The organism is Clostridium sp. (genome assembly GCF_051656525.1).
Taxonomy (GTDB): Bacteria; Bacillota; Clostridia; order Clostridiales; family Clostridiaceae; genus Clostridium.
The window spans coordinates 1-14,119 of record NZ_JBOGCC010000076.1 but is presented as its reverse complement, the minus strand read 5'-3'; the positions used below and the strand labels follow the sequence as shown (position 1 = coordinate 14,119).

Here is a 14,119-nt window from a genome sequence, read left to right as displayed (position 1 = left end):
GAGGGGGAAGGTAATTCCCTCTTCTTTTTTTATTTTAGGAGGTGCAAAGGTGGAAAGAATACTTAATCACATTAATAATCACTTCTATCTATTCTTTGAAAATGCTGACTTTGAGATAACAAGTGGTTATATATTAGTCAAAGGCAAGTACATAGTGGGACAGTATATAAAAATCAAAGGTAGTTTGCTTAATGACGGTGTTTACAAGGTGGATAGGATAGAAGAAAACAAGGTATTTATCAATGGTTTAGTTGATGAATCATTCAATGGAACTGTTTTTCAATTAGGAATACCTAGGGATTTAATTAAGTTAGAAGAGGAAATAAAAGAATTTAATACAAATAACAAGCCAACTAATGTTACAAGTGAAAGTTTTGGAGGATATTCGTATTCTAAGGCAACAGGAAGTAACGGGGTACCGCTAGATTGGACGAGAGTGTTCTCTAATAGCCTTAAACCATACAAGAGGATGTTTGATACTCTTAACAATGTAATACAGTGTATAGAAGAAGATAACACGGTTTACTACAAGTTATGTACTACTGATGGAGAAGTGTTAACTAGTAATGAATGGAAGGAGTTGTTGACATATGGCAATAAGAATAAATAATCTGCTTTTACCTTATAGTGATGTTGAGATATTAGCTTTATTTAAAAAGTTGAATGATATTCCACTAGAAGGAATACAAGGTGTAGATGGTAGAGAAATACAATTGAGGGCAACAGAATTAGCTATTCAGTGGAAATATAATACAGAGGAAGAGTGGCAATACCTTATATCTTTAGAGCAGATTAGAGGTTTGCAAGGTGAAAAGGGCGAAAAAGGGGATAAAGGATTAAAGGGGGATATGGGTGAAAAAGGTGATAAGGGTGACACAGGTCTTAAAGGTGATAAGGGTGACACAGGTTCTCAAGGTATTCAAGGGCATACAGGCGACACAGGTGCAACAGGTAAAGACGGTAAGTCTTTAGAGTTTCAATGGAGGGGTACAGAATTAGGGGTAAGGCAAGAAGGGGAAGTAACTTTCCAATATGTAGATTTAAAAGGTGAAGGAATGGAGGGGTTGGGATTACCGGAAATACAAGTATCTATAACCGAACCTGTTGACGAAAACATTCTATTATGGGCTGAAGTGGACGAAAATGGCTCTCTAACAGGAGATGCGGAGCTAGACGATAGAATAGTCGAGTTAAACAACAAGATTAAAGAAACGGACAATAAGGCGAATATAACAGGTATTGAGGTTGCATCAGCTAGAACAACCGTTAAAGGTGAAGAGTGCGAAAATTTAGATAAAAGACTTTTAAAAGATTTTTCTGATGTTAAAGCTAGTATTGATAATATAAATTACATTGAAGGTAATGGTACTTTAGATAGGACTTTAAGTGGAGAATTAAGGGACATTGTTGTTGAAGGTGGTACGCATCAAAATTTAAAGAATAGATTTGATGTAAGTACTTGGCAAGGAATAACTAGAACAACTCATATATCTTTCTCCAATAATATGATAAAGCCTTCTACTATATATACTGTAATATTTGAAGTAACAGAAGTGGTTTTAGATGGTATATCAGCTATAAATGTAATTGTAGGTGATTATGATGGTCCAATTACTATAACTAACACAGTGAGTTCACCTGGTTTGTATGTGGCTAAAATAACAACAAATAGTATTATACGATACGGTGGTTGGTTGGCGATTAAAGGTACTTCAGGCCAATGGACAGGTTCTTCTGTTAATAGAAAAATGGTTATATCCGATACGGTACGTATATTAGAAGGCGACTACACTAACAAACCTATTCCACCTTACTTTGAAGGGATAGAAAGTGTAGCAGAGAGAGAAAAAATAGGGGATAAGTATCAGTTGCCTATTAAGGTTATAGGGAAGAATTTATTTGATGGAGTTTGTGATTTAACTGCAATAGGAAATAAAGGATATGGAGAAACCTATATAGAAAACCAAAAATACGTTTATGATGGAACGAATATAACCGAGAAAAATAATTACGGTTTGGCATTAGCAAATTTAAAACTTCCTAAAAATAAAACTTTAACAATGACGTATAAACATTCAATACTAGAAGGGACTTCAACTTATGCAAATTTAAGAACTAGAGTTTACGGAAATAATGGTTCGAGTGAAGTCGTAATAAAAGAGTCTACTACTGGTATACTTACTTTTGAAACAGGAATATATGATTCATATAGAATTAATTTTTATATAGGTTTCGGAGAAAATAAATGTAAATTTAATTTATGGGATATTCAACTAGAAGAAGGAACAACCTCTACACAATATGAACCTTACAAAGAACAAAGTAAAACAGTGCTTTTAAATGAACCTTTAAGAAGTTTGCCTAATGGCGTTAAAGATATTGCTTGTTTGGATAAGGGGTATGTAGATAGGCTAGTTGATAAATCAGTTTTTACTGGAGAAGTTAATGAAAGTTGGGTATATGCAACTAAAGTTGACAATACATTGAGATTTTATTCTTTAGAGCCTAGAAATTATAAAAAAGCAGGTAAAAATACTTTGTTTAGTAATAGATTACCATATGTCCACAATGAAGGTGATTCTAGTGTTGGAATATCTGATTATAATACTGATGGAAGAGTATATTTGAAAATAGATTCTGGATTATTGCAAACTGAAGATGTTCAAGGATTAAGGGGATTATTACAGAAATGGAAAAATGAAAATAATCCTTTAACTATGTATTATGAAAAAGCAACGCCTATACAAGAACCTGTTCCAAAACTAACTCTTAAAAGTTATGAAGGTAAAACGTACTTAGGTACAACTAACTATATTCAACCTGTTGTTAAAGCGAAAGCACTTACAAACGTATCAGTTTTATTAAGTAGTTTACGTGTCGAAAATGAAGAATTGAAATCTAATAACGAAATGTTAAAAATTGCAAATGAAGGTTTAGTTAAAGGGCATAACGTACAAGATATAAAGATAGGAGATACAGAAGAAGCCTTAAACTATTTACTTATGGATAGTATTGGAATGAATATGTATAGCCTAAAAAACAGAGATAAAAGAGAGGTAAACAGAATGGAAAGTTATTTAGCAAAGCAAATTTATCAAGGAAGATTAGATTATGATGAAGTGGTTAAGAAATACCCACAATTCAAGGACGGTATTGACAAATTACTTCAAGAATATGTTGAAAATGGTGGAATAATCTACAAACAATAAAAGGGAGGGGGTAATCCCTTTCCTTATTTTTACGAGGTGATAAAATGCTGAAGTATAGAAACCCAGTAACAGGGAAGTTTGAAAATATTAGAATAGTAGCAATAGGTGAAGGTGGGGGAATAGTAGGACCACAAGGACCACAAGGACCTAAAGGAGATACAGGACCACAAGGACCACAAGGACAAACAGGACCTAAAGGAAATGAAGGTGCAATAGGTCCAAAAGGAGAAACAGGCATTCAAGGACCTCAAGGAGAAAGAGGACCACAAGGGCAACAAGGATTACAGGGAGAAAGGGGACTGCAAGGTATTCAAGGTTCGCAAGGTCCGCAAGGTCCACAAGGAATACCAGGAGTTACACCTACAGACAGTATAGTTATAAAGTCAGTTGGTGGTGGAGTGCTTAATCTATCAGCTGATAAGCTTCAAAGGTGTAATAATATAGCTAATGGAAATACAATTAATTTACCTAGTGTAAGTAACTATACGCTTATTCATTTATTCTTTAGTACTACAAGTGATTTAACTTTATTATTACCAAATTGCAGCTGGCAAGCTACACCGGTAATAAAAGCAAATAAAGATTATGAATTTATATTTACTTATAGTGGCTCAAAGTGGCTAGGAGGTTTTGTTGAATATGGGGTGTAAGAAACTTTTATTTAATAAAAAAGCTGAAGAGGTTGGCGGAGAATATGAAGAGGTTGCTACTACGGGGGATTCGCTGGGAAGTTTGAGCGAAATTTTACCTGTTGTAACAGGTATTGATATTAGTAGTTTAGAAAACGGAACGGTAATAGCTGAATTTTTATACATAACTAATAACAGTGGAAGAAGTCCACAATTAGCTATGCGACTTACTGAAGGAAGTTCAACCAATTCACTGAGTGCGGCAACTTATAAGACTACTACAGGAGAAGAATTAGTTATGTTATTGAAAGTAACAGATAATGCAAGTAGTAGAATTGGAGTTGAATTATATAAAAATGGTGCTTTAATAGAAACTATGTCAAGTGTGGTTGCAGCAAAGAGTTATTGTGCTATAAGTAGGGTAACGCCCGCTGCAGGAAATATAAAAGTAAAAAGATATTTAATTTAATTAAAGAGGTGTTGAGAATGAATAAATTTGCAAAGTTAATAAATAATAAACTAGAATATGCTCCAAATACTTATGTAAGACCTAGTGATGGAAGAGTAATAGCTAATTTTGACAAGTCAGAGTTTTTTATGCGACAAGAAGGATTCAAAGAAGTATTAGACGTTAAACCAAACTATGATTATGATACACAGTATATTTATGTTAGTGGTTACATAGAAAATGAAACAAGTATAGTTGTTAATTATACAGTTGGAGAAATTGAGAAACCACAAGAAAGTTTAGAAGAAAAAGTAATAAGATTAGAAAAAGAAAATGCAGGTATCAAAGAAGAAATGGCAATGACTCAAGCTATGGTTAATGATTTAATAGTAAATACGTTCGGAGGTGTTGAGTAATGAGTGCTAAGTATATTTATACACAGATTGTAAGAGGTGGACTTGATTATAAAGAAGTATTTTCAAGAACAACATGGAAAAAGTATCAAACAGAAGTGGACCAAATGTTAATTGAAAATGGGTATGAAAACTTAATAGTTAAATAGGAAGAGGGTGTACCTCTTCTTTTTTTAGTTAATAATAACAAAGGAGGTGTGATTATGTTAAAAGATTTCTATACAGAATTTAGTTTATTAAAGAAGAATATAACAACTGATGATGGAGCAGGGGGTAGCACTACTACTCACAAAGAACCAATATATTTTGCAGGTGGATTAAGTATTTTGAGTTCGCAAGAAAGATTGAGTAATGAGAAATTAGGGGTAGATTCTACACATAGCTTATTATGTGATAAGACTATCAAGGTTAATTATAATGATGTAATAGTTAGTAGTGTAAATGGCTTTAAATATAAAGTTGTTAATAATCCACTTGACGAAACTATTCCTTTAGTATCGAATTTAAACATACAAAAAATTACACTTAAAAAGTTGTAGGAGGTAAGGGAATGAAAGAAATGGAAGTGGCAAGAGCGTTAAATAAGTTTTTTAATAAGTTTGCAAAAGCTTATGTTAAAAATCTAGTTCCTAGTGATATTCAAAGACCTTATTTGACCTATACACTTGAATTAAATGACATATTACAACAAAATATTTTACAAGTTGCAATATATACAGAAGGTGAAAGTCTTATTCCTATGATAGAAATAGTTGAAGCAATATCAACTGAAATTGGGGAAGGGATTAAGATTCCTTATAATGGGGGCAACATAGCGTTATATAAAACAGAAAATTATTTTCAAGTAGCTAACACAGAAAGTACGTTCGGTTATATGACATTATTGCAACAAGTAATGTAAACAAGGAGGTAAAGAAATGGGAAAAATATTAAATGGTTTTACTGATAAAACTGCTCAAAACTTACAATTGGATGCAGGTATTTTAGCTAAGAACTTAACAGACCCTAAGTCATTCGCAGGTACACTTACTGCTGAGCAAATAGTGGGTGCGACTAGTGGTGGAGGTTCTTTTACTGCTAAGCCTGAATTAAGAAACATATTTGCAGATTTAGACGGTGCAAGAGGAAGTTACAAAGACGGAAATGTAGTTGATAACTGGGAAATAAAGTTAACTGCTACATTAAAAGAAATGACAGCAGAAAACTTCAAACTTGCATTAGGAGCGTCAAGGGTTACTAAAGGGCAAGTTTCTGATAAATACGATACTATTGAAGGTAAAATGGTTGTTGAAGCTAGTGACTATTTAAATAACTTATGTTGGATAGGAACTTTAAACGGACAAGCACAACCAATTATAATTGAATTAAAGAATGTACTTAATATAAGTGGTGTAAACTTTAGTTTTGCTGATAAGGGAACGGGTGGACTTGCTATTGAACTTCAAGCACATTTTAGTGTAACGGAAGCTGATAGAGATAAAGTTCCATTTACAATTTATACACCAAAAACAACTGTATAGGAGGTTAGGAAATGAAATTAAGTGAGTTATCAACCGATAGAGGTATGGAAGTATTAGCAGAAATAACTATTATAGTTGGGGAAATTTTAGAGGACAAAGACCTTAAAAAAGCTTTATTTTCTAAAACAGAAGTAACTAAAGAGTTAACTATGGAAGAAAGACAAACTCTAGTATATGAAAACATATTAAAGAAAGCTAAAGTAATTATACCTTCAATTTTAAGAACTAATAAAGATAATGTATTAAGCATATTAGCTTTAATAAATGAAAAGTCTTTAGAGGAAATCAAAAATCAAAAAGTTATGGTTACAATGGCTGAAGTAATGGAGTTATTCAAGGATAAAGAATTTGTGGATTTTTTTTCCTCACAAATGAATTAGGAGCCGAAAAGGTGCTTTTGCTACTTAATAGAATAAATATTAAAAGTAGTGTAAAAGTAATTTTAAAACTTATAATTGCAGAACATAGACAGTACGAAAAAGAAGAGTTTAAATGGTTAGTTTTAAACGACTATGTTGGGATGATTTTAGAGCCACTAGGATTTAAAAATATTAAAAAGTATTCAGAAATGGTTCAAAAGATTAATGGAACAGTTGAAACTGACAATAGGACAAGTGAAGAAATAATTAACGATGTTTTATCGTTATTCAAGGAGAAGGGGGAGGAATAATCCCTCTTCTTTTTATTTTATAGAAAGGAAGTGATTTAATGAACTTATTTTCTTTGGTTGCTAAACTTACACTTGATGATAAAAACTTTAGTGGTGGACTTGATAAAGCAAGCAAAAGTAGTAAAAGTTTAGGTGATAATTTAAGTAAATATGGTAAAAAAGCAAAAAGTGCTTTAAAAGGTGTTGCGGTTGGTATAGGCGGAGTTGCGACGGTTATAAGTGGAGTTGCTTTGCATGGTGCTATGGAACTTGAAGCAAGCGAAGCTAAATACAAAACTGTATTTGATGGTTTTACAGAACAGTCGGACGCTTTTATTAAAGAGTTTCAAAAACTTACTCCGATTACTAAGGCAGAAGCTAGAAACATGGCAAGTGGATTACAGGATTTGGTAAAATAAGTCCCTTATATTAGTGATAATATAAGCAAACTCATTGAACTCTATTGCTTAGAGGTGTATATCTAACATTTAGGAGTTATAGGAAATGATAACTAGTAGATATGCTAACAGGGAAACCCTTCATATAATGGGTAATCCTGTGCTAAGACCTATACATAGGTAAAGTGCAACGACTATCCCGCAAGGGAGTAGAATAGAGGATAAGCTACTATTCGAAGTGGTGAGTAACTAGAGATAGTTAATGATATAGTCTGTCTTATGTGATGATAAAACATAAGGAATAACGTTATTAATACCAATGGGCGTTACGAGGGATAAAGCAACCCAAATGACAGGTGAGTTTATGCACGTTGCAGGAGCGTTAACAAACTTTAACAGTGGTACAGAAACTGCTGAGAGTGTAATAACTAAAATATCAGCAGCACTGACAGGAGAATTAAGTGGTCTTAAAAGTTTAGGAATTCAACTTGATGCTGATACAGTAAAAAGAAAAGCAGTTGAACAGGGTTACGCAGCAACAACTGACGCAGTAGACAAAGAAGCAACTGCCCTTGTAGTACTGAATGAAATGTATTCTCAAAGTACTGATGCTTTAGCAGCTTACAATGAAGAAAGCTTGGACGCTAAGACTAAGTTAGGATTATTAAAAAGTCAAATAACTGATATAGGTGCAGAAATGTTTAGTAACTTTTTACCTATTATCAATGAGGTTTTAGGTGCTTTTAAAAATAAACTAGAAGAATGGCAACCTGCTATAGAAAAAGTAAGTGAGTTATTTGGACGTTTTACAGACGGAATTATGGAAGGTAAGGGATTCTTAGAAAACTTATATGATAGTTTTGGTATGACTTTTGGAGAAGAGGGAAGATTAAAGATTACTAGATTTGTCGAAACTTTTGGATTCTTAACATTTGCAATTATGGGAAGTGTAGGAGCTTATAAGATACTAAAAGGATTAATGGCAGTAACTGCATTTATAGATAAAGCAAGAAAGAGTTGGCTTTTATATAAAGGGGCAACAAAAGGTGCAACGGTGGCTCAATGGCTTTTAAATGGTTCGTTGTTAGCTAATCCTATCACGTGGATTGTAATACTAATAGCAGGACTTGTTGCAGGGATAATATATCTTTGGACTACGAGTGATGATTTTAGAGCAGCTATAATTTATATATGGGAAGCTATAAAGGAAAAAGCTAGCGAAGTATGGGGGGCTATATGTGACTTCTTTACCGAAACAGTTCCACAAGCTATTGATGATATGGTTGCTTGGTTTAAGGAATTACCATCTAGAATGAAAGAAGCTTTTACAGAAGCGTATAACAATGTTAAACAGTGGGGTAGTGACACTTGGGAAAGTATGAAAGAAACTGCTAGCAACTGTGTAAATAGCGTTGTGACTTGGTTTAATGAATTACCTCACAAAATAGGTTATGCACTAGGGGAAGTGATAGGTAAAATAGCCAAATGGGGTGTGGATAGTTGGACATACTTACAAACAAACGTTCCTATGTGGATAGAAGGTGTAAGAAAATGGTTTGCTGAATTACCTAGCAAGATATGGACTGCTTTAGTAGAAACATACAATAAAGTTGTTAAGTGGGGAAGTGATACATATAACAAAATGTATGATTCAGCTAAGGAATGTGTTGACGCAGTAATTAAGTGGTTTAAGGAGATGCCTGGCAAAGTATGGACTTGGCTAGTCGAAACTGTAAATAAGGTTATTAACTGGAAAAATGACTTAGTAGAAAGAGGAAGAGAAGCAGCACAAGAACTTGTAAATACAATAGTAACTAAAGTAAAAGAATTGCCAGGAGAAATGTTACAGGCAGGAAAAGACCTTGTAGAGGGGCTATGGAACGGGATAACTTCTATGGGTAGTTGGTTAGCTGATAAAGTAGGAGGATTCTTTAGTGGGATTGTAGATGGCGTAAAAGGTGTATTTAAAATAAACTCACCTAGTAAAGTATTTGCCGAAATAGGAGAATGGAACGTAAAAGGTTTAGTAGCAGGAATGGAAAATGAACTTCCTAAGGCTGAGAGAGTTATCGAAACTGATATGTCAAGAATAATTCCTAGTAAAGATAATTCTATATTAAACCTTGAAAAAGCTGATAATAATAAGAGTGAACAAACATTCCATATAGTACAAAACTTTGGAAGTCAAATAAATCCTTTTGATGTTAAAAGAGCGACAGAAAGAGGGTTAAGGGGGGCGTTAGCTTGATAGATTTAATTTACGAAAGTGAAGGAAGGAAAGCAGAGATAGGATTTGCGAAACCATTCTCACTAAAGAGCATAAGTGGTTTAGGTTTTGACTCTACTAATTCAAGCTATAAAGTTATTCAAGAGGACGGGGAAGTATTTTCCTCTTCTTCTATGAATAAAAGATTTATAGATATAGAAGTAAAGTTAATAGGAAATGCAGTTACTTTAAGAAGGGAATTAGCTTCAGTATTTAGACCAAAAACAGACGGTAAACTTATTTACACCGAAAATAATGAAAGTTCAAGAATGATTTATTGTAGGGTAGAAGGATTTAATATAAAGAAGTCTAAAACTGATACAATAGTAGAAATTTCTTTAGAATGTGCTAATCTATACTTCTATGATTTAGAAGAAAAATTAATTAATATGGCACTATGGGAAGAAAGTTTCAGTTATCCTCTTTACTATGGAGAAGAGGAAGTTATGTTTGGTAACAGAATACAAAATAAATTAGTAAATTGTTATGTTGACGGAGATGTAAAGACAGAATTAAAGGCTACTATGAGAATTAATGGAACGGTAGATTCACCTAAATTAACTAAAATTTCGACAGGTGAACATATTCAACTAGAAGCTGAATTTACAAATGGTGATGTTGTAGTAATAGACTTTAGAGAAATGACAGTTGAGAAAAATGGCGAAAACATATTCCATTTTTTAAGTAAAGATAGTAGATTCTTTAAACTAGAGTTATGTGACAACATAATAGGTTATGAAGCTCTACAAGGCGAAGAAATGTTAGATATAGATTTAATTTATAGTAACGCTTACTTAACGGTATAGGGGGTGATAGGGTGGATATAAGCGTATATAACAATGTATTGCAAGCAAGAGGAATAATTAAGGGTGTAATAGCTTTGCAATGGAAAAGAAAATTCTTTGATAATGGTAGTTTTGATTTAAGAACTACCATTACAAGTAAAAATGTAGAATTATTAGCTAAAAATAATTTCATAGTAAAAAGTAATAGTGATGAAATAGGAATAATTGAAAGTGTTCAAACTATTAAAAATAGCGAAAGTGGTACAAGTGAATTGGTTGTAAAAGGTGTATTAGCTGAAGGAATAACTAAAAGAAGAATACTTTTAACTAAGTATAGTAAGAACGGATTAGCGGAAGAAAGTATTAGGGAAATGATTAATACTTGTTGCATAAATCCTACGGACACAAAAAGAAAAATTCCTCTTCTTCAGCTAGGAACTAATAATAATTTTACTGAAAAGGTAGATTTTCAAGCTACATATAAAAATTTAAATGACCAAATAATAAAAGTTCTTAAAGTAGCTAATTTAGGTTTTAGGGCTAGACTTGATAAGGATATTAAAAAGATTATTTTAGAGGTTTACAAAGGAAGGGATTTAAGTGATGTTATACGTCTAAATGAAGTTGACGGAACACTTAAAAGCATTAACTATGTAGAGGATATAAGCAATTATAAAAACTTTACTCTTGTAGGGGGAGAAGGTGAAGGAACTGCTAGGACTACCGTTACAGTAGATAAAGGATTAACAGGACTAGAAAGAAGCGAAATATTCACAGATGCAAGGGATTTACAAAAAGAAAGTTTAACAACTGTTGAATACCAAAACAAGTTAAAGACTAGGGGTGAAGAAACTTTAAATACTAATAACGTTTCGGAAAGTTTTGTAAGTGAAACTAACTACAATATGCAGAACACTTATAGAGATTATTGGGATTTAGGAGATATAATAACCGTGGAAAGTGTAAATCTTGGTATTACATTGCTAGAAAGAGTGACGGAAGTTACTGAAGAATATACAACAGAAGGAATAAAGATAATACCTGTTTTCGGTAATCCTGAGCCTAGCTTAAAAGATATATTAAAGGAGGAATTTTAAATGGCACAATATAGTTATCCATTTGACAGTATAAACAAAGATAGATTATTCAATAGTGAGAAGGACAGAAATAGATTTAAAGGGCTTATAAGTAACGGTGTGCTTATGAAGTCTACGAACAAGCTACAAGTTGAAGCAAGTACAGGAATGAAAGTTAATGTTAAAGAAGGTGTGGCGTGGATAGAAGGGGCGTTTTATTACAATGACGCAGATTTACCGCTTACCATTGCTACTGCTGATACTGTAAATCCTAGAATTGATACTATTGCACTAAAGTTTGATTTAGCTTCAAGAAGTATAACGGCCGTTGTTAAAAAAGGTACTGCTTCAGCAAAACCTACACCAGTTTCATTAATAAGAAATGTAAGCACTTATGAAATAGTCTTAGCTTACATAACTGTCAATAAAGGGGCAGGAAGCATAAGTAATGCTGATATTATTGATAAGAGATTCGATAATAGTGTGTGTGGAATTGTAACGGGTTTAATTGACCAGATAGACACAACTAATTTATTTAATCAATTTACTAATTCGTTTGATGAATGGTTTGAAACTATAAAAGAAAAGTTAAATGGAGATATAGCAGGTAATTTACAAAATCAAATTGATGTTATACATACAGATGTAGAAGAATTAAAAAATCAAATAGTTGAACATACTGTATATAATAAAGGTTTAGAAAATGAACAGGTTGTAACTAGGTACGCTAACGGTGAAATGGAAATAAGATTAGTTTTCACTCCAAATAGAATAAATATAACACAACCTTATGGGGGTTTTAAAATTTCCGATGTTATACCACAAGTTAATTTTAAAACAAAATTTGTAGGAACTCCAATAGTTACTCACGAAATTAACGGGCGTTCAAAAGGTTGCAGAGTATGGCTTATACACGATTGGAATATAAGTGTTAATCCTAATTCTACAATGAGTTTATTGGCTTGTAGTGGAGAGAATGTAACAGATTTAACTTTAAGAATAGGTTATATTGCTAAGGGTTGGTGGAAATAATTACATTTAAGGGGGTTTAAACCTCCTTTTTTGTTAAAAATAATAAGGAATAATTAAAGAGGTGAGAAAGAAATGGGAAAATTTATTATTGACTATGGTCATTGTGATGCACCTGGAAGTGCTGATACAGGAGCGAGAATATCACACAACGGTGTAATGTACAATGAAGAAGGACTTACAAGAGATATAGGAAGAAGAGTAACAGAATACTTAAGAAAACAAGGACATACAGTGCTAGAAACAGGCGTTGATTTTGCTAACAGTGTAAGTGAAAGTTTAAATCTTAGAGTTAATGCAATTAATAAACGCACTGATTATGTACCGGTTTCAATTCATATCAATGCGGGTGGTGGAACAGGTACAGAAATATATACTAAAGGTGGAAAGAAGTTTACAGAAGTTGAAAACATTTTAAAGAACTTTGAAAAGTTAGGTTACAGAAGTAGAGGTGTCAAAAATGGTAGTGAGTTTGCTTTAGTTGGTAGACCACATCATTCAGCAGCTATGTTAGTTGAATGCTTCTTTATAGATAACTACGAAGACATAAAGAGGGCAGATGTTCAAAATATAGCTTTAGCAATAGCAAATGGGCTTTTAAATGGGGCGATAGGGGGAGGTGCAACGTCTACACCGCCTGCACCACCAACAAATAATAATTCTAATGATGAAAATAGAGTTATTAGAGAATATGCAGAAACAGGTTATGGAATACCTAGGACAACTATGAATGTTAGAAATGCACCTAGCACGAACTCACCTGCGGTTGCAACTTATTCAGCGGGAGAAAAGATAAATTCTTATGATAAGGTTGTAGAAACTAATAGATACTATTGGTTAAGTTATATTAGTTTTGGTGGAACTAGAAGATATATAGCAACATTCGATAAAAAGACAGGCGAAAGATTCGTCGATTGTTATTAAATTAATAAAAACTATGGAAGAAGGTAAAAAGAAATGACATTTTTGGGGCAAGTAGATTTAACTAATACAATAGAATTAAACACTATGTTTAATATATTTTTCGTACTGATATTAACGGATTTTGTTACAGGTGTTTTAAGTTGGGGAAAGGTTGGTAAGCTGAAGAGCAGAACTTGCAGCAACGGAATATTTAGGTCTTTAGGGGAAATAATAGTTTTGCTACTTATTATGTATATAGGAAATCAATTACCAAATGCAACTACATATTTAATCCCAGTTGTAGCATTATTTATATTCAAGGAAGGTTTAAGTATATGTGAAAACTTAGATAGGCTTGGGGTTTGGATTCCAAATGTTATTAAAAAAACTTTAGCAGATAAAGTGGACAAAGCAGATAGTGTTAATGTAAAATGATAAAGTAATAACAAATTAGTAAATACTATTATTTTTGTATCTATTTATGTTTTAATGATTAACACAATATATAACAAAGAAAGGGAGAGGTGTGGACACTCTTTCTTTTTTTTATGTCTAGAATTAACGAGAATAGCCTTATTTTAGTTTTTAATAACTTAATGGTGTGTTTGTACCTCTTTACTTTAAAATTGATTATAGGGCGTTATACACCGTTGCATTAATTCAGTATCTATAATTCAATAAGTTCAATAAGTTCAATAAAAATTCAATGAAAAAGGCTAGTTTTTAAGAAAGTTGAACGCTTTCAAGCTTAGTTATATCAAGGCTTTAGAATAAAAACGTTCAATGTTCAATTA

General features: G+C 32.7%; 18 protein-coding genes. All 18 read left to right on the top strand.

The window, feature by feature from the left end:
- Positions 1-49 precede the first annotated feature (49 nt).
- The 18 genes from ACRDDY_RS02580 (at position 50) to ACRDDY_RS02495 (ending at position 13,760) form a co-directional block, all read left to right on the top strand.
- Complete coding sequence (locus ACRDDY_RS02580; protein ID WP_438563407.1) at positions 50-610, top strand: hypothetical protein; 561 nt, start codon at positions 50-52, stop codon at positions 608-610.
- Positions 591-3,209, top strand: a complete 2,619-nt coding sequence (locus ACRDDY_RS02575; RefSeq protein WP_438563406.1) for a hypothetical protein — start codon at positions 591-593, stop codon at positions 3,207-3,209. The genes ACRDDY_RS02580 and ACRDDY_RS02575 overlap by 20 nt, the downstream gene beginning before the upstream one ends.
- 44 nt (positions 3,210-3,253) lie before the next feature.
- Entirely contained in the window at positions 3,254-3,859 is a 606-nt protein-coding gene (locus tag ACRDDY_RS02570) for a hypothetical protein (RefSeq protein ID WP_438563405.1), read from the top strand.
- Positions 3,849-4,307, top strand: a complete 459-nt coding sequence (locus tag ACRDDY_RS02565) for a hypothetical protein (protein ID WP_438563404.1) — start codon at positions 3,849-3,851, stop codon at positions 4,305-4,307. Before ACRDDY_RS02570 ends, ACRDDY_RS02565 begins: the two co-directional genes overlap by 11 nt.
- Before the next feature lie 17 nt (positions 4,308-4,324).
- Entirely contained in the window at positions 4,325-4,702 is a 378-nt protein-coding gene (locus ACRDDY_RS02560) for a hypothetical protein (protein WP_438563403.1), read from the top strand.
- Positions 4,702-4,848, top strand: coding sequence for a hypothetical protein (locus ACRDDY_RS02555; protein WP_438511997.1), 147 nt, complete (start codon positions 4,702-4,704; stop codon positions 4,846-4,848). The genes ACRDDY_RS02560 and ACRDDY_RS02555 overlap by 1 nt, the downstream gene beginning before the upstream one ends.
- A gap of 54 nt (positions 4,849-4,902) precedes the next feature.
- Positions 4,903-5,238, top strand: a complete 336-nt coding sequence (locus ACRDDY_RS02550) for a hypothetical protein (protein WP_438511998.1) — start codon at positions 4,903-4,905, stop codon at positions 5,236-5,238.
- Between the two features lie 11 nt (positions 5,239-5,249).
- Complete coding sequence (locus tag ACRDDY_RS02545) at positions 5,250-5,600, top strand: hypothetical protein (RefSeq protein WP_438511999.1); 351 nt, start codon at positions 5,250-5,252, stop codon at positions 5,598-5,600.
- Between the two features lie 16 nt (positions 5,601-5,616).
- Entirely contained in the window at positions 5,617-6,219 is a 603-nt protein-coding gene (locus tag ACRDDY_RS02540; protein ID WP_438512000.1) for a hypothetical protein, read from the top strand.
- A gap of 11 nt (positions 6,220-6,230) precedes the next feature.
- Positions 6,231-6,599 (top strand): hypothetical protein, encoded by a 369-nt coding sequence (locus ACRDDY_RS02535; protein WP_438563402.1) that lies wholly within the window; start codon positions 6,231-6,233, stop codon positions 6,597-6,599.
- 11 nt (positions 6,600-6,610) lie between these two features.
- Positions 6,611-6,889 (top strand): hypothetical protein, encoded by a 279-nt coding sequence (locus tag ACRDDY_RS02530; RefSeq protein WP_438563401.1) that lies wholly within the window; start codon positions 6,611-6,613, stop codon positions 6,887-6,889.
- A 53-nt stretch (positions 6,890-6,942) separates the two neighbouring features.
- Entirely contained in the window at positions 6,943-7,287 is a 345-nt protein-coding gene (locus ACRDDY_RS02525; RefSeq protein ID WP_438563400.1) for a hypothetical protein, read from the top strand.
- Positions 7,288-7,630: 343 nt separating this feature from the next.
- Entirely contained in the window at positions 7,631-9,514 is a 1,884-nt protein-coding gene (locus ACRDDY_RS02520) for a phage tail protein (RefSeq protein ID WP_438563399.1), read from the top strand.
- Positions 9,511-10,338: a phage distal tail protein gene (locus ACRDDY_RS02515; RefSeq protein ID WP_438563398.1), complete on the top strand. Its 828-nt coding sequence runs from the start codon at positions 9,511-9,513 to the stop codon at positions 10,336-10,338. The genes ACRDDY_RS02520 and ACRDDY_RS02515 overlap by 4 nt, the downstream gene beginning before the upstream one ends.
- A gap of 11 nt (positions 10,339-10,349) precedes the next feature.
- Positions 10,350-11,414, top strand: a complete 1,065-nt coding sequence (locus ACRDDY_RS02510; RefSeq protein WP_438563397.1) for a siphovirus ReqiPepy6 Gp37-like family protein — start codon at positions 10,350-10,352, stop codon at positions 11,412-11,414.
- Complete coding sequence (locus tag ACRDDY_RS02505; RefSeq protein ID WP_438563396.1) at positions 11,415-12,425, top strand: hypothetical protein; 1,011 nt, start codon at positions 11,415-11,417, stop codon at positions 12,423-12,425.
- Positions 12,426-12,497: 72 nt separating this feature from the next.
- Positions 12,498-13,346: an N-acetylmuramoyl-L-alanine amidase gene (locus ACRDDY_RS02500; RefSeq protein WP_438563395.1), complete on the top strand. Its 849-nt coding sequence runs from the start codon at positions 12,498-12,500 to the stop codon at positions 13,344-13,346.
- Positions 13,347-13,379: 33 nt separating this feature from the next.
- Entirely contained in the window at positions 13,380-13,760 is a 381-nt protein-coding gene (locus tag ACRDDY_RS02495; RefSeq protein ID WP_438563394.1) for a phage holin family protein, read from the top strand.
- Positions 13,761-14,119 lie beyond the last annotated feature (359 nt).